This is a genomic window from Bradyrhizobium sp. WYCCWR15520 (assembly GCF_056174665.1).
On the sequence record NZ_JBWBWM010000014.1, the window covers coordinates 190,180 to 211,438 of the forward strand.

Genomic DNA, 21,259 nt, shown 5'->3' on the forward strand with positions numbered 1-21,259 from the left:
CCCGCTGATTTTGTTTGAGGCGGTCGTGGGCTCTCGGGCGAAACGCCATCGCTTGAGCGCATTTCGCGTGCCATGTGCTGCGCGCCGCTTTTTGAGCAAGGCGGACATACACTTCGTCGCGTCACGCCATCAGCTTTATCTGTACAAGGCCTAGTTGAGGCCTACACCTTCTCCAGCTTCTGCAGACATCGCGTCACGCCGACTTCCGGCGGCATCGGCGTCTCCGGAAAACTGGTTTTCCAGTCGGTAACGCCGACTTCGCCGATATAGATGTCGCCCTTCGAATCCAGCGCGATGCCGTGCGGCGCGAGGAATTTTCCGGCTTCCAGCCCCGGACCGTTCTCGCCGCCGAGCCGGGCGATCCGCTTGCCTTTGGAATCGACGATCGAAAGCCGCGGGCCGAGATTGGGCACCTTGCGATTAACCGCCATGCCGGGGCCGAGCTCGCCGACGATGAAATTCGGCTGCTTGCCGCCGCAACAGCACAGCGCGCACGGCCGGTGCAGAAAATTCCAGTGCGTCTCGTATTTGCCGTTGCCGTCGAACACCTGGACGCGGTGGTTCTCGCGGTCGGCGACATAGACCCAGCCGTCGGCATCGGTCGCGATGTTGTGGACGATGTTGAACTGGCCGGGATCGGTGCCGGCCTCGCCCCAGCTCTTCAAAAGCTTGCCGTCAGGCGAATATTTGTGAACGCGGGCATTGCCGTAGCCGTCGGAGACATAGATCTCGCCCTTCGGCGACAGCGCGGTATGGGTGCAACGGTGAAACGGCTCGCCGCTCATGAAGGGGGCGGGCTTGTTCGGGATGCCGATGGTCAGCAGAACCTTGCCGTCACCAGTGCACTTGCGCACGGTATGATCGCCGTCATCCGTGCAATAGAGATTGTCGTCGGCATCGATGTGCAGGCCATGGGCGCGGTTGAACAGCCCTTCGCCCCAGCTCTTGATGAAGGTACCCTCTCGGTCCAGCACCACCATCGGATGGTCGCCGCGGTTGAAGACGTAGATGCGGTCCTTGCTGTCGACCGCGACGGATGCGACATCGGTCAGGCGCCAGCCGTCCGGCAGCTTCGCCCAGTTCTCCACCACGCGGTAACGGTGTTCGCCTGAGCCGAGAATTGCCAGCATGCGTCTCTCCCCATCTGATGTTTGTTGGCCGGGAGTGTCGCAGAGACCTGGTCGAAGCACGAGAGGGATTTGCGCATGGCACATCTCCTCCAGACTAGCTTCCCATATCCTCCGCCGCGATGATGCGCTGGCGAAGCGCCAGGCGTACCAATTCGATGTCGGACCCGACGCCGAGCTTGGCGCGGATCTGATAGCGCGTGTTGGCCGCGGTTTTGACGCTGATATGCAGCGTGTTTGCGATCTCATCCACGGATTTCTCTGCCAGCAGCATGCGCAGGATTTCGAATTCCCGCGGGCTCAGGGCGTCGATCGCCGAAGGCTCGTCGGCGAGCCGGCTGATGGCGAGTTCATGGTCGATGTCGGGGCTGAGCGCTATACGTCCGGCCATGACCTCGGTGATGGCGCGCAGCAGTGCGTCGGGCGGGTTGCTTTTGGTGACAAAGCCGCGGGCGCCCGCCTTGATCGCCTGGACGGCATAGGCCGCGCTCTGGTGCATCGTGAATACGAGGATGCGCGCGGATTTATCCCATTGCCGGATGCGGCGGATGGCCTCGACCCCGCCAATTCCCGGCATCGACAGGTCCATGATCACGAGGTCGGGCCTGGCTTGCTTGTAGACGCGATAGGCGTCGGCCCCGTCGCCGGCTTCGGCGACGACTTGAAGGCGATCCTGCTTCTGCAGCAGCGAGCGATAGCCCTCGCGCACGATGGCATGGTCGTCCACCAGCATCACGCGCGTGCGGCCTGCAGTGTCCGCCAAATCCAAGGCTGCCATGTCTAGGCCTCCACCGGCATCGCGGGAATGCGCGCGACAAGCCGGGCGCCGCCCGCCCCCCGCCGCTCGAATTGCAGTGTCCCTCCGAGCGAAGCCACGCGCTCCTGCATGCCGAGCAGTCCCATGCCGAAGTTCGGCGTCAGGCTGGCGGGCGCCGCTTCGCCGTCGTCCTCGACGGTCAGGACGATGTCGGCGTCTCCAGCGTCGAGACGCAATTGCACACATCTGGCCTGTGCGTGCTTTGCCGCGTTGGTGATCGCCTCCTGCGCGATCCGATAAAGACTGGCGCTGACACCGGGCGGCAAATCGTCGGCTTCGCCAGTGACGACAATCTCAAATCGGGTGCGGCCCTTCTCAAAGCCGTTCCAGCTCGCGACCAGGCTTTCGAGGCTGACGGTGAGGCCGAGCTCCTCGACATCGGGCGGACGCAGGCGGACCAGTGCCCCGCGCAGGGTTTCCATCAGGCCTGCGGTCGTGCGCGAGATACCGCGGCATTCCTCGTAAAGCGGCGGGCATTCGTGCTCCGCCGTGTGGGCGGCGGAGGCGGCCTGGGCTGCGATGGCGGTGAGCGATTGACCGAATTCGTCGTGCAGCTCGCGCGCAAGATGGCGCCGCTCCTCGTCCTGCACTTCGATCAGCTTTCGTGTCAGGGCGTTGCGTTCGGCAAGTGCTGCCTGCAGCCGCTCGGCGAGGGTGTTGAAGACACCGGAGATGGCAGACAATTCCGCAAGATCGAAACGGGGCAGGCGCGCGGAAAGATCGTTCGCCGCAAGCCGCTTCAGCCCGACCTGAATCGCCTGTGTGGGCCGCAGCGCACGCGCCAGCGCGGCATAGACAGCAAGGCAAAGTCCCGCCAGGGCGAAAGCCATGATTGCGAGCAGGTGGCTTACCTCGCGCCAGCTCTGGCCGATCTGCGCAGCCGCGTCGAAAGTCGCGACGGCCCTGCCCCGCGGACTGCCGGCAACGAGGACCGGCATCGAGACCGGTTCACCCGGACGAAAGATGACGCGGTAGAGGGCCGCGAAGGTTTCGGGCGCGGCCATTTCGTCGGCGGGCGTCCCGCTGCAGACGCCCTGGCGAAACGCGCCGGCATTGTCGCGATAGGCGATGCAAAGGCCCGGCTCCATCAGCGCCGCGATTCCCTGCAAATCCGGCGTCGCGTTGATGGACACCGAGAGCCACTGCGCCTGTGATTGCTGCAACGAGAGATCGCGGGCCACGATCTCGGCGATACGGCTCGCTTTGGCCTTCGCGACACGGTCGCTGTCGAACAAGGCGTAGGCTGCGACGGCGATGAAGCAAACTGCCGCAAGCGCCGCGACGCGCAACGTCAGCCGCAGCTTCAGATCGATGGCGGGCGCCAGGCTCGCCACGGAGTTGGATGCCGGTCGCAAGCTTCCTCCCAAGCTTCCTCGCAGTGGCTTCGAATATAGAAGCAAATTTCGCCGGGAAGAAAGCTGGGTAAGCCAAGATCGGGTATTTCACCCGGCCGTTCCAGGGAAAGCTGCCGTTTCGGCGGGGTAGCAGATCGGCCGACATCGCATCGAACAAGGCGGCTCCGTGTTATCAGTTCCGAGGTGATCCATGCGCTCCATCGCCACTATTCTCGCTCCGGCCATTGTGCTGGCCACGCTCGCGGCGGCTGCGGCCGCCGAGCCGGTCGCGCCGCCTCCGGTCAGGATTGCGGTGTTTCCGTTCGAACTGGAGGATTTCAGCGCCGGGGCCGCCTACGTCCCTCCGGATGATGTCGACCGCGAGCAATTGCGGCTTTCGACGGAGGAAGTCCGTCGGCTGATCGCGGCATCCGGCCGCTATCAACTGGTCGACCTCAGCGCCGTGAACGAGCAGGCGGCGAAAGCAGGCAAGTTGCGGGAGTGCGAGGGCTGCGAAGCCAGGATCGCCGCCGGCCATGACGCAGATCAGTCGATGATCGGGATCGTCACGCGCATCACCCGAACGGAATACACGGTGACCTACAAGCTTCGCGACGCCCGGTCCGGGACGATCGTCGCGGTCGGCCAAACCGATCTGCGCATGGGCGCCAATGTGGCCTGGAGCCGCGGGGCGCGGTGGTTGATCGAGAACCGCCTGCTGGCGCAGGCGCAGGGCAAGCCGCTTGTCTTTGCGGTCGCCGAAATCGAATATATCGACACCTCGGGCGAGGTCATCGATCAAAGCGCCGACCATTTGCGGCGCCGGCGCACCTTCGAAGCCTCGCTACGCAACGATCTGGCGGCGAGTGGAAAGCTGCGAAGCGCTGACCTCGACTGTCCGCAAAACGCCTGTTCGGTCGGGGACCTCACTACCGGTCAGTTGCTGGACAAGGCGCGGGCGGCCGGCGCCGACCTTCTCCTGATCGGCAGCGTTCAGAAGATGAGCACGCTCGTGCAATGGGCGAAATTCGACATCATCGACGTGAAGGCGCGGAAGATGGTGTTCGAACGCCTCGTCAGTTTCCGCGGTGACAACGACGAGGCCTGGCGCCGCGCGGAACTCTTTATCGCCGGGCAAATCAGGGATCGCGAGGCGGAGCTCATGCGCCTCGCGACAACAGTCCCTCCTCGATCGCCTTGATCTGTAGCGCCAGATGCTTTGAGCCGATGCGGCATTGCGCGAGGCCGCCGGCGATCAGCCACAGGCCGGGCTGCCCGGTGCGGGTGTACATGTTGCGGAGTTCCTGCTCCTCGCCAAAGCCCCAGATGGGGCCGACGCGCTTTTCGACGGTCTCGCCGAACAGTTTTCGCACCAGCTCTTCCTGGCGCTTGTAGCCGGTGGCGAGAACGACGAGATCCGCCGGGATGGTCTCGCCGTCCTTCATCTTCGCGCCATCGACAGCGAATTTGTCGAGATCGGCGAACTGCTTCAGCGCGATGTCGCCTTTGACGATCAAATCGGAGCAGCCGACGTTGAAATAATAGCCGCCGCCGCGGGTGAGATATTTGAACTGCCAGCCAGTACTGTCTTCGCCGAAATCCAGCTTGAAGCCGACGCGCTCCAGGCCGTCGAGCAATTCCTGGTCGAGCGCCTTGGATTTCTCCGCCGTCAACGCATGGCTCTTGCGCGCCAGCTTCAGCGGCATTGAAGTTGCGATCAGGTCATTGTCCTCCAGCGTGCCCTCATTGTAGGGCGCGTAGACCAGTTGCGCCGACGGTTCGATGCTGACGACCAGCGTGGAAGAGCGCTGGAACAGCGTGACGTGAGCGCCGCTCGAATGCAGGTCCTGCGCGATGTCGTGGCCGCTGTTGCCGGTGCCGATCACAATAGTGCGCTTGCCCTTCCAGTTCTCGCCATCGTCATACTGGCTGGAATGCAGCACCTTGCCGGCGAAATCCTTCAGTCCCGGGATGTCCGGCACGCTCGGAATGCCGCTGACGCCGGTGGCCAGCACGACGTGGCGCGGACGCATGATGCGCTTGCTACCATCGGCGACGCGCAGCGTCACCGTCCACTTTCCTTCGTTCTCGTCGTAGCTGCCGCCTTCGAACTCGGTCTCGGTCCAGAAGTTCAGCTCCATCGCCTCGACATAGGCCTCGAACCAGTTGGCGAGCTTGTCCTTGGGGATGTAGGTCGGCCAGTTCGGCGGGAAGTGCAGATAGGGCAGGTGGTTGACCTGCACCTGGTTGTGCAGCGTCAGCGCATGATAGCGCTTGCGCCAATTGTCGCCGATGCGTTTTTCCCGGTCGACGATCAGCGTATCGCCGTTCAGCTGCTTCAGCCGCGCGGCAATGGAGAGCCCGGATTGGCCGCCGCCGATGACGAGCACGGTCGGATCGCGATCGGCATAGCCGGCCGAGGTCTTGCGCAGATCAAGCCAGTTGGGCCCGCGAAAATCGCGCGAATAGGCGTTGCCGCGCGGGCGATTGACGCCGAGCTGTTCCTCAAACCCCTTGAGCTCGCCGAGTTCGGTCAACAGCGTCCAGGCTTTCAGCCGGTTGCCGTCATCCTCATCCGGTATCAGTCGGATGATGCCACTGCCGCGCCCGACCTTGGTTTCGAATTTGAAGATTGCCTCGATGGCATTGGTGCCCGCGCGCATGACCTTGCGCGGCGCGGCGCGATTGGGATCGATGGTGAAGCCGCTCGGAGCCATATTGCGGGCCAGCGGTGGCAAAGCCTCCAGGATCGCATCCCTGCCATTCAGCGTCTGGATGTTCCAGCTCAGCGCCAGCACGTCGCGCCAGTAGCTGTCGGGGTGGAACAAGGGCTTCAGCAGGGCGTCATCGGGCTTTCCGAGCGCTTCCTCGAATTGCGCAAGCCAAGTGTCGGCGGTAACCGAACTGTCGTCCGTCCTGTCGAGCATGGGCGTTTCCCATCACCGGCCGTCTTCGCGGCGTTTCCCTGTCCTGCCGAGCCTATACCTATTCGGGACGGCGCAGAAAGGGCGTGAGGAGATATCGGTCATGCCGTTAGAGCGACAGGATCAACCCCTGATGCGGCGGTACGCGCCCGTTGAGAGTGTCGAGATAGGCGCGTTGAACGGCCGCAGGTCCAAGGTGCTCGATCACCTTCACCCATTGATCCAGCATCGGGACGAAGCCGGACCATGCGGCGCCAAACCGCGCGTCGACACCGCCCGGCCCCCACTCCTTGGCACGCTTGCGGATCTGGTCCGGCGCGAAGAAAAATTGAGGCTTGGCGCCGGGCAGGGCCTGTGCCGCTTCATCGGGCGATGACTTGCGATGCGTGAGGCCGATGATTCCGCTATATTTCATCTGCTCGCCGAAGTGCCGGTGCAGCGTCGCGCGCAACGGGCTGTTGCCGGCCATGTCGACATACGCGACGGCGGAGCTCGTCGGCAGCGAGTCCACGTTGTCATAGGTCACGACCTCGTCGTAGCAGCCGAGCGATTTGACGAAGGACGTATTGCCCGCCGAGGTCAGTCCGATCACCTTGATGCCGTTTCTCCTCGCGTGCAGGAGGTGCGCCAGCCCGTAGGCGGTCTTGCTGGAAGCCGAGGACAGCATCACGCTTTTTGCGCCATAAAATTCGTTCTCGGCGAGAAAGTCATCGACCAGGAACGACAACATGAACAGCGGGCGCAGCAGCGCCTGATAGTCGCCCTGCTTGCCCACAAACGCCGGATCGCCGCTGACCCGCCTATAGGCATTATAGACCGGCGCCACCCCTTGCCGGTGCGCGGCAGCGTCGCGTAGCCCAGTTTTGGAGACGTCGGCAGCTTCGATGACGAGATGCGTCGCCATCGGGAAGTAGCCGAACAAGGTTTCGCCTGCGGCAATCCCGGGATGCTTTGAGGAAATTACCTCACCAAATCCCCATACCGGAACGTTGCCAAAGCCGTCGGGCGCCGGAAACAATTGCCAGTATTTCAGATGATCGCCGAGTACGGCATAGGTGATGTTGTTGGCGGTGAAGGCAAAGCGCGTGACCTTCACCAGCAGCGCCTCGTCAGGCAGCGCGGCCGCGTCGGGCAGTGGTGTTTCGATCACCTTGCATTGCTGCAGATCGCTGCGGGCGACGACGAAGTCGGTGGCTTGCATGGTTTCGGATCCCTGCGCTTCACGTGCAGCAATCTTTGCGCCGACCAATGACCGTTTTGCAACAGCAATGATGTTTAAAACGCTGTTCGGATTGGGTGCGGGAATGCCTCCACCGTCATTGCGAGCCAACGGGTCGCGCGAATGCGCGCCCGATGACAGGCTCCGCGAAGCAATCCACCTCTCCGCACGAGCAGAGATGGATTGCTTCGTCGCTTCGCTCCTCGCAATGACGCGGAGGTGCGTAGCGTGGCCTTTCACACAATCGCCCGCAGCTTGCCTTCGGTATACAGATCCCGCAGTTTGCGTTTGAAAATCTTGCCGGTGGCTTCGCGAGGCATCGCGTCCATGAACTGGATGTCCTTCGGCACCTTGAAGTTCGCCAGCTTGCCACGCAAAAATTCCTGCACCGCGGCCGGTGACAGCGCGACGTTCACCTCCGGCTCAATACACGCGAACAGCCGCTCGCCGAATTCGTCGTCGGGGACGCCGAACACCGCGCAGTCGCGCACGCCGTCCATGCCGATCAGCGCGTTCTCGATCTCCGCCGGATAGATGTTGACGCCGCCCGATATCACCATGTCGCGCTTGCGGTCGCACAGGAACAGGTAGCCGTCCTTGTCGAGATAGCCGACGTCACCGACGCTGACGAGGCCCTCGCGGCCGGCCTCGGCGCGCGCCTCGGCCTTGCCGTGATAGTCGAAATCCGGAACGGACATTTGCCGCATGAAGATTTCGCCTGTTTCGTCGACGCCGCACAGCGAGCCGTCGGGGCGGAAGATTTTGACGATGCCGCCTTCAATGGCGCGGCCGACCGTGCCGGGTTTCGCCAGCGCCTCCGCCGAGGAGTGCCACACCGGAATGCCGGTTTCGGTCGAGCCGAAATATTCGTTGATGACCGGTCCCCACCAATCGATCATGGCGCGCTTGACCTGCGGCGGGCAGGGCGCCGCGCCATGGACGATGAAGCGCAGCGACGACAGATCGTAGCGCCGCTTGATCTCATCCGGCAGCCGCAGCAGGCGGACGAACATCGTCGGCACCATGTGCATGTGGGTGACGCGGTGGCGCTCGATCAGTTGCAGCATGTCTTCGGGATCGAAGCGCGGTTCGAGCACGATGGTGCAGCCGCTGCGGAACGCCAGCATGCCGTAGGAGTTCGGCGCCGAATGGTACATCGGGCCGTTCATCAGGATGATCTGGTCCTCATTCGGCTTGACGCCATAGGCGATGCCGCCGACCCGCGCGGACGCCGCGACCTGTTCCGGCGCCATCGGCTTGCGGCGCACGCCCTTGGGCAGGCCGGTTGTGCCCGACGTATAAAACATCGGCGCGCTGCCGATCGGGGCGTCCTGCGACGGCGCATGCGTGTCGCGCCACTGATCCCAATCGGTCTCGCCGTCGGGGACTTGTGTCAGTGCGGCCGGCACGTTGAACGCGGCGGCGATTTCCGGCGGCGTCGTCACCACCAATAGCCTGACATCGGCGGGCAGGCCGTCCCGGATCTGCGGCAGCAGGTCGGCGTGGCAGACCAGGATTTTGGCGCCGCTGTCGGCCAGGATGTAGGCCACTTCCTCGGCCTTCAGATGCCAGTTGATCGGCACCACCGGACTGCCCAGCGCCGCGGCAGCGGCCGACACTTCGAAGAACGCAAAATCGTTGCGCAGCATCATGCCGACCGGCCTTCCGCCACTGAGGCCGAACGCCCTGAAGCCCGTCACCGCCCGGGCGATGCGGGCGTGGATATCGGGATAGCTGATGTGGCGTTCGCCGCCGATGATCATGGCCGACTTCTCCAATTCTTACGGTTCTTGGTCTTCGATCAAATCGCCGAAGCCGACCCAGCTCTTGCCGTCGAAGCGCTGCATGCGGAGTTGCTGGAACAGCAAATAGTCGTCGGGGCCGGTCGTCACCGTGATTCCGGGCAGCAGCAGCGGCAGCGAGACCTTGTTCAGCGAGGTCGCCTTCTTCAGCACGTTAGCACGGCTCAGATCGTCGCCGCACGCGCGCAGCACATGCGCCAGCAACGTCAGGCTGGTGTAGCCACTGGCGTAGGTGGTGTCGTGCGGGTCGGCCGAAGGCATGTACTGCTTCATGAAGGCGAAATACTCCTTCACGTCGGCATCGTCAGCCCATTGCGGATCGTTGATGTTCTTCAGATAGGCCGCAGAGACCAGTCCGGTCGCGTTTTCCAGTCCCGCGGGTGCCAGGATCGTCGCGATCGAGGTCACTGAAGTCGGCACCAGGAACAGGTCCGGCTTGAAGCCCATCTCGGCGCTGCGGCGGATCATCTGCGAGCCGAACTTGCCGATCGCGACGCCAAAGAACACGTTGGCGCCCGAGGCTTTCAGCGTCGCGAGCTGCGAATCGATCGTCGGCTGGGTGGCCTCGTAGACCGCCTCGGCCACGATCATGCTGGCCGCCTTGTCGCCGAGGCCGCGCTTGAATGCGGAGACATAGTCGCGGCCGAAATCGTCGTTCTGCGACAGGATCGCGATCTTCGCGTCAGGCTTGGTGCGTAGCACGTATTTGCCATAGATGACGCCTTCGGAATGGTACGAGGCCATCCCGCCCATCGTCCATGGGAAATGCTTCGGATCGGCCCACTTGCTGGCGCCGGTGGTGATGAAGAGTTGCGGCACCTTCTTGCCGTTCAGGTAGCGGTGGACCGCGCTGTTGGTCGCCGTGCCGAGCGATCCGAACACCAGCAGCACCTCGTCCTGCTCGACCAGCCGGCGGGTCTGCTCGACCGTCTTGGGCGGCGAATAGGCGTCGTCGAGGCTGTGCAGCTTGAGCTTGCGGCCGCTGATGCCGCCTTCGGCATTCACCTTGTCAAAATACGCCTGCGCGACCTTGCCGAGGCCGGAATAGCTCGACAGCGGACCGCTGTAAGGCATGGTCTGCCCGATCAGGATTTCGTTAGCGGTAACGCCGCTTTCGGCGCGGGCCGTGCTGCCCGTGAGCGCCAGAAGTCCGGCACAGCACATCGCGATGGCTCTCATAGTATCACTCCCTGCTTGTTTGGTTGTTTGTTGAAGCGGCGTGTCTTACGCACGCGCTCGCTTGAGGAAGTCGCCGCTGGCCTCAGTGAATTCGGCCTTCAACCGCTCCACCAGCTCGGTGACCGGCGGCGCGTCCGCGATCTGGCCGATGCCCTGACCGGAGCCCCAGATGTCGCGCCACGCCTTGGCCTTGGTGTTGCCGCCGGAGCCGAAATTCATCTTCGACTTGTCGCTGAGCGGCAGGTTGTCGGGATCGAGGCCCGCGGCCACGATCGAGGGGCCAAGATAATTGCCGTGCACGCCGGTGAACAGGTTGGAGTAGACGATGTCGTGCGCGGCGTGCTCGACCAGCGCGGCCTTGTAGGCCGGGTCGGCGTTGGCTTCCGCTGTCGCAATGAAGCGCGTGCCCATGTAGGCCGCATCAGCCCCGAGCGCGAGCGCCGATGCAATGCCCCAGCCGTCCGAGATCGCGCCGGACAGCAGCACGATGCCCTTGAACCACTGCTTCACCTCGCGCAGCAGCGCGAACGGCGACAGCGTTCCGGCATGGCCGCCGGCGCCGGCGCAAACCAGGATCAGGCCGTCGACGCCGTGTTCGGCCGCTTTCCGCGCATGCTTGACGTTGATCACGTCGTGGAACACGACGCCGCCATAGGAATGCGCGGCCTCGACGATTTCGATCGGCGGGCGCAGCGAGGTGATGATGATCGGAACCTTGTGCTTCACACAGGTCTCCATGTCCTTCATCAGCCGGTCGTTGGAATGGTGGCAGATCTGGTTGACCGCGTAAGGCGCGACCTTCTTCTCCGGATGCAGCGCCTTGTACTCGCCGAGCTCGTTCTCGATGCGTGTCAGCCATTCGTCGAGCTTTTCGACCGGACGGGCGTTCAGCGCCGGGAACGAGCCGACGATGCCGGCCTTGCACTGGGCGATGACAAGCTCCGGCCCGGAGACGATGAACAGCGGCGAGCCGACCACGGGCAGTTCGAGCGAATTGGCAAGCGAAGCAGGCAACGGCATTCGGTCTCTCCCGTGCAACGCAATGCCGGCGGTGCCGGGACGCGTCGATTGATGTTGATTTGAGAGCGTCGGGCCGGGCGGAGCCGCTGGCCGGGCGCTATTTATTGGGTCGCATTATAGGGCTGGACGACGCGCTCCGGCCGTTCAATATTGAACAGGTAATCGGTCAGGAATGAACAGAACCGGGGGAGGAGGCGCCGATGGACTGGGATCTGTGCAAGGCCTTCGTCGCGGTGGCCGAGACCCGCAGCTTCGCGGCCGCGGCGCGCCGCCTGCGCTCCAGTCATCCGACCGTTGGGCGCAAGATCGCGGAACTGGAGGGCCAGCTCGGCATTCCGTTGTTTGCCCGGTCCAACGAAGGTCTCTCACTAACCTCGCACGGGCAGAAATTTCGCGAGCATGTCGATGCGATGGCGGCGGCGGCGTTGCGTGCCGAGGCTGCGGTGTCGGCGACGGGTGCGCAGGCGCGCGGCGTGGTCAAGCTGTCGATCGGCGCTACGCTCGCCTCGCACTGGCTGATGCCGCGGCTCGGGCCGTTCCTGCGCAGGCATGACCATATCCAGATCGAAATCATCACCTATCCGTATCCGGCCAGCGTACGCCGCCGCGAGGCCGATGTGGTGCTACGCCCTGTCGACAGCGGCGAGGAGAATTTGATCGGCCGCAAGATCGGCCGGCTCGGCACCGGCTTCTACGCCTCGCGCGATTATGCGGCGCGGCGGCGCCTGCCTGAACGGCGCGACGAATGGAAAGGCCACAGCGTCATCGGCTTTGCCGACCGGCTGTCAAACGAGCGCCTGGCGCGCTGGAGCGACGCGATTACAAAACAGGGTTCGATGGTGATGCGCTGCTCCTCGCAAGGCGACATGCTCGCCGCCGCTCGCGCGGGTCTCGGGATATCGACGCTGTCTTGTTTCGTCGCGGCCGCCTATCCGGAACTGGTTCGCGTCGCGCCGCAAAAACTCGTCAGCGTGGCCGATCTCTGGCTGCTGGCGCATCCCGATCTCGTCGATCTCCCCGCGGTGCGCGCGGTGATCGACTTCGTCACGGTTTCCGCGCGCGAAGACCGGGTACGGCTGCGGGGGTAATCTTGTCGGCGAGCACGCCCTCGCGCTTTTTCAGCACCCGGTAGTAGCTCCACCACAGATGCGCCGCCGCGCCGCGCAAGGGGCGCCAGGGTTCCGCCAGCGGGGCCATCTGCTTGGCCGTCGGGCGGGCCTGCAGGCCGAGCCCGACTTTGACTGCTTCCTGTATGGCGATATCTCCGGCCGGCCAGGCATCGCCATGGCCGAGACAGAACAGCAGATAGACGTCGGCGGTCCACGGTCCGATGCCGGGCAGCGCGATCAGGGTATGATGCGCGGCGTCCGCATCTTCCTCGGCCAGCACCTCGAGGTTCAGCCGTTCGGCGGCCAGTTCGCGCGCGATATGCTTCAGGGTCTTGATCTTGGCGGCCGAAAGCCCCAGCCGGCCAAGGCGGTCGGTGCGGGCCTTGCCGATGGTGTGGTGATCGAACGGGTCGAACGCGGCCTTCAGCCGCGCCCAGATCGCGCCCGCGCTCGCGGTGGACAATTGCTGGCCGCATACGATCGCCGCGAGGCCCGCAAAACCCGGCTCGCGCTGCCGCAGCGCCGGCATGCCCGTCAGTTCGAAGATCGGCCTCAGCCGCACGTCCTGCTTGACCAGCGCGTGGACGGCATCTTCGAGATCGGACTGGCTGTTGAGGTGGATGGTCATTACGGAATCTTCTTAGTCATGGTCGGGCATGGTAATCTGCCTTGTGCAGACTGCGAATAGCCGTCTGCGGTATCAGGCTGTCGATATCTTTCTGCCTCGGCGGACAGGTCATAGCCCGCCCTGAGCTGGAAAGATGAGTTTGAGAAGCATCCCACCCGAGATGGATGGCGAGAAGGTCGCGCTTATCGATGCGCTGCTCGACTGCATAGCCGACGAGCATAAGGTATTCTTGCCGCTGGCCATTGAGAGCGGAAGTCGTGCCTGGGGCTTTTCCTCGCCTGATAGCGACTACGATTGCCGCTTCGTCTTCGTGCGGCGTATTGCGGAGCATATCACCCCTTGGCCAGCGCGAGACGTAATCGAGTTTCCGCCCAAAGACGACCTGGACGCGAACGGGTGGGATCTTGGCAAGGCGCTCCGGCTGTTGCTGAAAGGCAATGCGGTGATTGTCGAGTGGCTGCGGTCGCCCGTGGTCTATCGCGGGCAGGGCTGGTTCCGGGACGGCTTCCTGGAGTTCGCGCAGCATGCCGCGACTCGGGAGGCCATTGGTCGCCACTACCTTCATCTTGGAGAACGCCAGAGGCGGGTTTATTTTGGCGATGGGACAAGCGTGGCGCAGAAGAAAATCTTCTATGCCCTCCGTCCGGCCGCAACCTTGCGTTGGCTGCGGGTGCACCCGACGGAAGCCATTGCGCCAATGCACTTTCCGACGCTGATGGCGGAATGCGATCCCCCGGCCGCGTTACGCAGGGAGGTTGCCGATCTCATGCGCCGCAAGCTTGCGACGCGCGAGCTTGGCGCCGCTCCGTTACCGCCTGTCGTCGCGAGATTCCTCGATTCGGAATTCGAGTTAGGGCGGGCGTCGTTTGAGAATGGTCGCGCGCGGGCGCCCGAAGAAGTCGTCGCGCAGGCCGAACGATTCTACCGGGCGGTCGTCGAGCGCTTGGAGCGCGAGGGCAATGGCAGCGCGAATATGACGAGACCCGTGTGATGCCGCCACCCGTTTTCCGATTTGCACCAAGCCCGAACGGCTACCTCCACCTCGGCCACGCCTATTCGGCGCTGTTGAACTTCGATCTCGCGCGCGCGAGTGGCGGCCGGTTCCTGCTGCGGATCGAGGACATCGACGCGACCAGGTGCCGGCCGGAATTCGAGGCGGCGATCTACGAGGACCTCGCCTGGCTCGGGATATCCTGGGAAACGCCGGTGCGGCGGCAGTCGGAACACTTTGCAAACTATCGAGATGCGCTCGAAAAACTGTCGGCAAAGGGCCTGATCTATCCGAGCTTCGAGAGCCGCGCGGAGATCGCCCGCCTCGTCGCGCAGCGGGAAACCGAAGCGTCGTGGCCGCGCGATCCCGATGGGGCGCCGCTCTACCCGGGCGCGGCGAAGTCGTTGTCGTCGGATCAGCGCGAGCTATTGATCGGGCAAGGTACGCTTTACGCGCTACGGCTCGACATGGCCGCGGCGCTGGCGCGGGCGGGGGAATTACGTTGGGAGGAGCTTGGCGAGGGTCCCGACGGCGAAACCGGCAGCGTCTCTGCCCGGCCGGACGCGTGGGGTGACGTCATCCTGGCGCGCAAGGAGACGCCGACCAGCTATCATCTGTCCGTCGTGATCGACGACGCCCTGCAGGGCGTCACCGACGTCGTGCGCGGGCAGGACCTGTTCTGGTCGACCAGCGTGCATCTTGTTTTGCAGCATCTGCTCGGTATTCCGCAACCGGCCTATCGGCATCATCGGCTCATTGCCGATTCGTTGGGGCAAAAGCTGTCGAAATCGACTGCCGCCACCGGCTTGCGCGAATTGCGCGGGGAGGGCGCCACGCCGGCCGACATCAGGCGCATCGTCGGATTGTCAGAGTAGTCCGTAGTTCTACTGGGGGTTGCTGCAAAGGTCTCCGTGACTTTGCCCTCGCTCGCATGCCATGCTGGTCGCGGCAGAGGAAGGGGGATCATGGCGGCAAAGCGGCGCTCACCAGGCACCACGGGAACAATCAAGAAGCGGCGCGCGAAGAAAAAACGCGGATCCAGCGCCGCTGCAAAGACGCGCGCGACGCGCAAGTCCACCGCCCCTGGCATGGTCGAGGCCGCGCTGGCGGCGTTTGCCCACGAAGTCCGCACGCCGCTCACGGGCATTCTGGCGATCAGCAATCTCCTGGCGACATCGGAACTCGATGAGCGCGAACGGCGCTGGGTCGACACCATCAAGGCGGGTGCCGAACATCTGGCGAGCCTTGCGACCCTGTTTGTCGACGCCGCACGCAGCGGCGGTCCCGGGCTCACGGTGCGGCAGGACTTCTTCGACCTGCGCACGCTCGCCCGCAATGCCGGCGATTCGCTGACTGGGCGCGCGGCGGCGAAAGGGCTTCAGTCGTCGGTGGTCATTTCCGAAGAACTCCCGGGATTTGCGATCGGCGATTCCGTCCGCCTGCGCGCCGCGGTGGAAAACCTGATCGACAATGCCGTGAAATTCACCGAACAGGGCAGTGTCGCGCTCCAGGTCACGCCCGTGCGCGCCTCAAAAGGCCGGGTCGCGGTTTCGTTCGCGGTCTCCGACAGCGGGATCGGCCTCACGCTGAGCGAAATCAAACGACTGTTCCGGCCGTTTTCGCAGGCCAATGTCTCGATCGCATCGCGTTTCGGCGGCGCCGGGCTAGGCTTGTCGTCGGTCAGGCAACTGGCGCGCGCCATGGGCGGCGACGTCACGGTGACGCAACGGCGCGGCGGCGGCACCACCTTTACCCTCAATGTCGTGATGTCATCCGCGGAGGACACCATGGCGGCGGCGTCCGGCCCCAACGGTGAGGCACCGATCGATTCGCCGCGGCCGCTGCGCCTGCTCAGCGTCGAAGACAATCCGTTCGGCCGCGTAGTGCTCAATTCGATCCTCACCGAACTCGGTCACCAGGCCGAGTTCATCGGCCAGGGTGAGGCGGCGCCCGAGCGCCTCGCGCAAGGCGCATTCGATGCGGTGCTCATGGACATGGTTCTGCCGGGCATCGACGGCGTCGAGGCGATCAGGCGCATTCGCGCACTCTCTGCGCCGCTCGGGCGCATTCCGATCATCGGCATATCCGGCCGCGGCGAAGACGAGGCGGCGTCGCGCGCCGCCGGCGCCGACATCTTTCTGGTCAAGCCTGTGTCTCCGCGCGCCTTGGCGACTGCGCTGCATGAAGCGACATCCCCTTCGGCAATTGCGACTTCATGATCGCCGCATTCAGTTCGCCGCCAAAGACGAAAATCGCCGAAATGAAATACAGAAACACCAGCGCGATGATGACCGAGGCAAGCCCCGCATACATCGTCACGTAGTTGCTGGCGAAGCGCGCCAGATACTGGCCGAACACGATGCCCGAGATCAGCGAGGCCACCATCGTAAACACGATGCCGGGAAGGATCTGCAGAAAGCTTCGCCGGCCGCAGGGCAGCCAGGCATGGAGCACGATCAGCGCCACGGTCATCGCCGTGATCGTGATGCCGTAGCGGGCGAAAAACAGGAAGCTTTCGTTGCTCTCGATGAAGAACGGAATGTGGCGTCGGGCCGTCTCGAGGATCAGCGGGCCGAGCACGATCAGGAACGCCATCAACAGCGACGTGATGGCGGCGACTAGCGTATAGCCGATCGATTCCAGCCGCAGCCAGTACCACGCCCGCGGCTCGACCACCGAATAGGCACGGTTCAGCGCCACCCGCAGCGCCTCGACGCCGTTGGAGGCGAAGTAGACCGCCAGCACCACGCCGACGGTCAGGATGCCGCCGCGCGTCGTGGTCAGCACGTCGTGGATTTCGGCTGACAGCGCGTCCGCGACCTGCTGCGGCCAGGTTTGCAGCAATAATGCCACGGCTCCGTCGGCGAGTTCCTTGGAGCCGAAAAAGCCAGCCAGCGACGTCAGCACGATCAGGAACGGAAATAGTGCCATCAAGCTCGAAAGCGCGATGTGGCTTGCGATCGCCCAGCCGTCATCGGCAAGGAACGTATAAAACGCCTCCATCACGACGAGGTAGACGTAGCGAATGAACCTCACATCTCACCTCGATCAGGATGCGGCGACGCGGTCCCAAAACTTGGGCTACCATCTGACAATACTGGACTAAAGGCCAGATCGTCGAGCGGCTGTGCGAGTGGTTTTGGACGTGTGGAAGTCGGCGCTTCGCGGTGTTATGTAGCGCCAATGACATCCTTTCTGAGTTCGATCGTCCTCCCCATCGCGGTTGCGGCCGTGGCTATCGTGCTGCTGCTCGGCCTCATCAACATGATGCGGGGCGGCTCGCCGAGCCGTTCGCAGAATCTGATGCGGCTTCGTGTGTTGCTGCAGTTCGTCGCCATCGTCATCACCATGGTCGTGGTCTGGGCGATGGGCAGATAAAGACAAGGTAAGGGGACAGGCCGATGGTCGTGCTCAACCGCATCTATACCAAGACCGGCGATGACGGCACCACCGCGCTCGGCAGCGGCGAACGCCGGCCGAAGTACGATCTGCGCGTTAGTGCCTACGGCACCGTGGATGAAACCAACGCTGCCATCGGCGTGGTGCGGCTGCATCTCGGCGAGGCCCGCGAACTCGATGCGATGCTGGGCCGGATCCAGAACGACCTGTTCGATCTCGGGGCCGACCTCGCGGTGCCCCAGCGCGACGGCAAGGCCGAGCGCTTGAGGATGCTGGCAAGCCAGGTCGAGCGGCTCGAGCGCGACATCGATGGGCTGAATGAGCATCTCGCGCCCCTGACCTCGTTCGTCCTGCCCGGCGGTACCCCCGCTGCCGCATACCTGCATCTCGCCCGCACCATATGCCGCAGGGCGGAACGGATCATGGTGGAACTCGCCGCCAATCCCGAGGAGCCGGTCAGCGCGGCTGCCATTCAATATATGAACCGACTGTCGGATTTCCTGTTCGTCGCCAGCCGTGCCATGAACGATAATGGGGCCGGAGACGTGTTGTGGGTGCCGGGTCAGAACCGTTAAGGTAGGCCTGATCCGGGGCCGATTTTTGCCTTTCGCGCGTTGACCGCTGATAGCGGGACCTTTAGGTTCCGCGCCCAAGCTAATACAAGCTAATAAACCCCAGAATTGAAGCGAAAGAGGATCGATGAAGGTTCTTGTGCCGGTAAAGCGGGTAGTCGATTTCAACGTCAAGGTCCGCGTCAAGAGCGACGGAACGGGCGTGGAACTGGCCAACGTCAAGATGTCGATGAATCCGTTCGACGAGATCGCCGTCGAGGAAGCGCTGCGCCTGAAGGAAGCCGGCAAGGCGACCGAAGTGGTGGTGGTGTCGATCGGCCCGGCGCAGGCCTCGGAGACGATCCGGACCGGTCTGGCGATGGGCGCCGACCGCGGCATCTTGGTCAAGGCCGAAGGTAACGTCGAGCCTCTCGCGGTCGCGAAGATTCTCAAGGCGGTGGCCGACGCGGAGAAGCCCGATCTCATCATTCTCGGCAAGCAGGCGATCGACGACGATTCCAACCAGACCGGCCAGATGCTGGCCGCGCTGCTGGGCTGGTCGCAGGCAACATTTGCCTCCAAGCTCGAAGTCGAAGGCAGCGACTTCAAGGTGACGCGCGAAGTCGACGGCGGCCTGCAGACCGTGCAGCTGAAGGGGCCGGCGATCGTCACCACCGACCTTCGCCTCAACGAGCCGCGCTATGCGTCGCTGCCCAATATCATGAAGGCGAAGAAGAAGCCGATCGACGACAAGAACGCGTCCGATTACGGCGTCGATCTCACGCCGCATCTGGAAGTGTTGAAGACGGCGGAACCGCCCGGCCGCAAGGGAGGCGTCAAGGTCAAGGACGTCGCTGAGCTCGTATCCAAACTCAAGACCGAAGCCGGGGTTCTCTGATGACGACGCTGCTGATTGCCGAACACGACAATGCGTCGATCAAGGACGCCACCAACAAGACGCTGACGGCAGCCGCCGCGCTCGGCGCCGACGTGCATGTGCTGGTCGCCGGCGAAAACGCCAAGGCCGCGGCCGATGCCGCGTCCAAGCTCGCCGGCGTAAAGAAGGTGCTGCTGGCCGACAACGCCGCCTATGCCCATGACCTGGCCGAACCGCTGGCCGCGCTGATCGTGTCGCTGGCGCCGTCCTATGATGCGTTTGTCGCGCCCGCGACCTCGCGCTTCAAGAACGTGATGCCGCGCGTCGCCGCGCTGCTCGACGTGATGCAGGTGTCGGAGATCATCAAGGTGGTTTCGCCTGACACCTTCGAGCGGCCGATCTATGCCGGCAATGCGATCCAGACGGTGAAGTCCAAGGACGCCAAGAAGGTCATCACGGTGCGGACCTCGACCTTTGCCGCGGCCGGCGACGGCGGCAGCGCGCCGGTCGAGAACGCCGCAGCCGCGGCCGATCCGGGCCTTTCCAGCTTCGTCGGCGAGGAGGTCGCCAAGAGCGATCGTCCCGAACTGACCTCGGCCAAGATCATCGTTTCCGGCGGACGCGCCATGCAGAGCCGCGAGAACTTTGCCAAGTATATCGAGCCGCTCGCCGACAAGCTCGGCGCCGGCGTCGGCGCCTCGCGCGCCGCGGTCGATGCCGGTTATGCCCCGAACGACTGGCAGGTCGGCCAGACCGGCAAGGTGGTCGCCCCGGAACTCTATGTCGCAATCGGCATTTCCGGCGCGATCCAGCATCTCGCCGGCATGAAGGATTCCAAGGTGATCGTTGCGATCAACAAGGATGAAGACGCGCCGATCTTCCAGGTTGCCGATTATGGCCTGGTCGCGGACCTCTATCAGGCGGTTCCTGAGCTGACCGAGGCGCTCGGCAAGCTCGGGAAGTAAGCAAAAGCGGCCAGAGCATGATCCGGAAGTGGAAACCGGTCTTCCGAAAAGATCATGCTCAAACAGAAAGATAGATCGGGATGACGGTTCAGGAAACGTCATCCCAATCGGCCGGACGCGCAACGTCCGGCCGATATTTACCTTAAGCGGTTGCGGGCGAAGTAGATTAAGCTTCGCGTGACGAATACGTGCCAATGGTGGGACTGAAACCTCGGGTCTGATGATATCGTAACTGAGGTTTGGAGATGAACAGGCGCGATGTGCGCGCCGTTCCGGTGGATGACAAGATGGCGGTGACAATCAAGAAGGTCGGCGTGATCGGTTCGGGCCAGATGGGCAACGGGATCGCGCATGTGGCGGCGCTCGCCGGCTTCGACGTGGTACTCAACGACGTCTCCGACGAACGGCTGAAATCGGCGATGGCGACCATCAACGGCCATCTGTCGCGCCAGGTTGCCAAGCAGCATATCACCGAGGACGCGCGCAAAAAAGCGCTCGCGCGGATCACCTCCACCGAAACGCTGGATGGTTTGGCGGACTGCGACCTCGTGATCGAGACCGCGGTCGAAAAGGAAGAGGTCAAGCGCAAGATCTTTCACGAGCTCTGCGCGGTGCTGAAGCCGGAAGCGATTGTCGCTACCAACTCCTCATCGATCTCGATCACGCGGCTCGCCGCCTCGACCGATCGTCCGGAAAAATTCATCGGCATTCATTTCATGAATCCGGTGCCGGCGATGGAACTGGTCGAACTGATCCGCGGCATCGCCACCGACGACAATACCTTCGACACCGCCAAGGAATTTGTCGCCAAGGTCGGCAAGCAGGTCGCGGTATCGGAGGATTTCCCGGCCTTCATCGTCAATCGCATCCTGCTGCCGATGATCAACGAGGCGATCTACACGCTCTATGAGGGCGTCGGAAACGTCGAGGCAATCGATGCGGCCATGAAGCTCGGCGCGCATCACCCGATGGGCCCGCTGGAACTGGCCGATTTCATCGGCCTCGATACCTGTCTGTCGATCATGCAGGTGTTGCACGAGGGGCTGGCGGATTCGAAGTACCGGCCGTGCCCGCTGCTGGTGAAATACGTTGAGGCCGGTTGGCTCGGCCGCAAAACCCAGCGCGGCTTCTACGACTATCGCGGCGACAAGCCGGTCCCGACGCGCTAAGGCGTCATTGCGAATCCGTAGTCGTAGATGGGGTAACGGGCCCCGGTCCACCCTCCAGGCAAGCCGCGCTTGCTACGGCGGTGTTGGGTGGCGCGCTTCGCGCGACCTGCCTGGAAGGCGGGCGGTCGTCCCTCACATTGATGGTGTT

Annotated in this window: 20 protein-coding genes; 10 read left to right on the forward strand and 10 right to left on the reverse strand. The window is 63.6% G+C overall.

The annotated features are described in order from the left end of the window. Positions 1-161 precede the first annotated feature (161 nt). The 3 genes from AC0QUY_RS18175 to AC0QUY_RS18185 form a co-directional block, all read right to left on the reverse strand. Entirely contained in the window at positions 162-1,130 is a 969-nt protein-coding gene (locus tag AC0QUY_RS18175; protein ID WP_475387801.1) for a peptidyl-alpha-hydroxyglycine alpha-amidating lyase family protein, read from the reverse strand. Positions 1,131-1,224: 94 nt separating this feature from the next. Beyond that, positions 1,225-1,905 carry a response regulator gene (locus tag AC0QUY_RS18180; RefSeq protein WP_475387802.1) on the reverse strand — a complete coding sequence of 227 codons (681 nt, stop codon included), beginning with the start codon at positions 1,903-1,905 and terminating at the stop codon, positions 1,225-1,227. Between the two features lie 2 nt (positions 1,906-1,907). Continuing rightward, entirely contained in the window at positions 1,908-3,299 is a 1,392-nt protein-coding gene (locus AC0QUY_RS18185; protein ID WP_475387803.1) for a sensor histidine kinase, read from the reverse strand. A 190-nt stretch (positions 3,300-3,489) separates the two neighbouring features. Here AC0QUY_RS18185 and AC0QUY_RS18190 point away from each other — a divergent pair, with 190 nt between their 5' ends. After that, entirely contained in the window at positions 3,490-4,479 is a 990-nt protein-coding gene (locus AC0QUY_RS18190) for a DUF2380 domain-containing protein (RefSeq protein ID WP_475387804.1), read from the forward strand. Here the strand turns inward: AC0QUY_RS18190 and AC0QUY_RS18195 are convergent. The 5 genes from AC0QUY_RS18195 to AC0QUY_RS18215 form a co-directional block, all read right to left on the reverse strand. Then, positions 4,439-6,205: a flavin-containing monooxygenase gene (locus tag AC0QUY_RS18195; protein WP_475387805.1), complete on the reverse strand. Its 1,767-nt coding sequence runs from the start codon at positions 6,203-6,205 to the stop codon at positions 4,439-4,441. The two genes, AC0QUY_RS18190 and AC0QUY_RS18195, sit on opposite strands and share 41 nt — an antisense overlap. Positions 6,206-6,311: 106 nt before the next feature. Further along, the gene (locus tag AC0QUY_RS18200) at positions 6,312-7,403 is read right to left on the reverse strand and encodes a DUF2855 family protein (protein ID WP_475387806.1); all 1,092 of its coding nucleotides are present in this window, start codon (positions 7,401-7,403) and stop codon (positions 6,312-6,314) included. A gap of 254 nt (positions 7,404-7,657) precedes the next feature. Then, a complete protein-coding gene (locus tag AC0QUY_RS18205) occupies positions 7,658-9,184 on the reverse strand; it encodes an acyl-CoA synthetase (RefSeq protein ID WP_475387807.1) in 1,527 nt (508 codons plus the stop codon). Positions 9,185-9,202: 18 nt separating this feature from the next. Beyond that, on the reverse strand, positions 9,203-10,402 hold the full coding sequence (locus AC0QUY_RS18210; RefSeq protein WP_475387808.1) for an ABC transporter substrate-binding protein: 1,200 nt from the start codon (positions 10,400-10,402) through the stop codon (positions 9,203-9,205). A 45-nt stretch (positions 10,403-10,447) separates the two neighbouring features. Continuing rightward, positions 10,448-11,422, reverse strand: coding sequence for an NAD(P)H-dependent flavin oxidoreductase (locus AC0QUY_RS18215; RefSeq protein ID WP_475387809.1), 975 nt, complete (start codon positions 11,420-11,422; stop codon positions 10,448-10,450). Between the two features lie 200 nt (positions 11,423-11,622). On the opposite strand from AC0QUY_RS18215, the gene AC0QUY_RS18220 reads away from it, so the two are divergent. After that, the gene (locus tag AC0QUY_RS18220) at positions 11,623-12,510 is read left to right on the forward strand and encodes a LysR family transcriptional regulator (RefSeq protein ID WP_475387810.1); all 888 of its coding nucleotides are present in this window, start codon (positions 11,623-11,625) and stop codon (positions 12,508-12,510) included. Here the strand turns inward: AC0QUY_RS18220 and AC0QUY_RS18225 are convergent. Further along, a complete protein-coding gene (locus AC0QUY_RS18225) occupies positions 12,467-13,159 on the reverse strand; it encodes a DNA-3-methyladenine glycosylase family protein (protein WP_475387811.1) in 693 nt (230 codons plus the stop codon). The two genes, AC0QUY_RS18220 and AC0QUY_RS18225, sit on opposite strands and share 44 nt — an antisense overlap. Positions 13,160-13,292: 133 nt before the next feature. Between AC0QUY_RS18225 and AC0QUY_RS18230 the strand changes: the two genes are divergently transcribed. The 3 genes from AC0QUY_RS18230 (at position 13,293) to AC0QUY_RS18240 (ending at position 16,369) form a co-directional block, all read left to right on the forward strand. After that, positions 13,293-14,150: a nucleotidyltransferase domain-containing protein gene (locus AC0QUY_RS18230; protein WP_475387812.1), complete on the forward strand. Its 858-nt coding sequence runs from the start codon at positions 13,293-13,295 to the stop codon at positions 14,148-14,150. After that, complete coding sequence (gene gluQRS / locus AC0QUY_RS18235; RefSeq protein WP_161850044.1) at positions 14,150-15,025, forward strand: tRNA glutamyl-Q(34) synthetase GluQRS; 876 nt, start codon at positions 14,150-14,152, stop codon at positions 15,023-15,025. The genes AC0QUY_RS18230 and gluQRS overlap by 1 nt, the downstream gene beginning before the upstream one ends. A gap of 90 nt (positions 15,026-15,115) precedes the next feature. Then, positions 15,116-16,369, forward strand: coding sequence for an ATP-binding protein (locus tag AC0QUY_RS18240; protein ID WP_161850043.1), 1,254 nt, complete (start codon positions 15,116-15,118; stop codon positions 16,367-16,369). On the opposite strand, the gene AC0QUY_RS18245 is transcribed toward AC0QUY_RS18240, so the two are convergent. Next, a complete protein-coding gene (locus AC0QUY_RS18245) occupies positions 16,293-17,153 on the reverse strand; it encodes a YihY/virulence factor BrkB family protein (protein WP_371419445.1) in 861 nt (286 codons plus the stop codon). The two genes, AC0QUY_RS18240 and AC0QUY_RS18245, sit on opposite strands and share 77 nt — an antisense overlap. A gap of 180 nt (positions 17,154-17,333) precedes the next feature. Between AC0QUY_RS18245 and AC0QUY_RS18250 the strand changes: the two genes are divergently transcribed. From AC0QUY_RS18250 to AC0QUY_RS18270, 5 genes are all read left to right on the forward strand, one after another. Further along, positions 17,334-17,528 (forward strand): twin transmembrane helix small protein, encoded by a 195-nt coding sequence (locus AC0QUY_RS18250; protein ID WP_161850041.1) that lies wholly within the window; start codon positions 17,334-17,336, stop codon positions 17,526-17,528. Between the two features lie 23 nt (positions 17,529-17,551). Then, positions 17,552-18,124, forward strand: a complete 573-nt coding sequence (locus AC0QUY_RS18255) for a cob(I)yrinic acid a,c-diamide adenosyltransferase (protein ID WP_475387813.1) — start codon at positions 17,552-17,554, stop codon at positions 18,122-18,124. Positions 18,125-18,248: 124 nt separating this feature from the next. Then, complete coding sequence (locus AC0QUY_RS18260) at positions 18,249-18,998, forward strand: electron transfer flavoprotein subunit beta/FixA family protein (RefSeq protein ID WP_475387814.1); 750 nt, start codon at positions 18,249-18,251, stop codon at positions 18,996-18,998. Further along, positions 18,998-19,942: an electron transfer flavoprotein subunit alpha/FixB family protein gene (locus AC0QUY_RS18265; protein ID WP_065751984.1), complete on the forward strand. Its 945-nt coding sequence runs from the start codon at positions 18,998-19,000 to the stop codon at positions 19,940-19,942. Before AC0QUY_RS18260 ends, AC0QUY_RS18265 begins: the two co-directional genes overlap by 1 nt. Before the next feature lie 287 nt (positions 19,943-20,229). Next, positions 20,230-21,111 carry a 3-hydroxybutyryl-CoA dehydrogenase gene (locus AC0QUY_RS18270; RefSeq protein ID WP_475387823.1) on the forward strand — a complete coding sequence of 294 codons (882 nt, stop codon included), beginning with the start codon at positions 20,230-20,232 and terminating at the stop codon, positions 21,109-21,111. Positions 21,112-21,259: the final 148 nt, after the last annotated feature.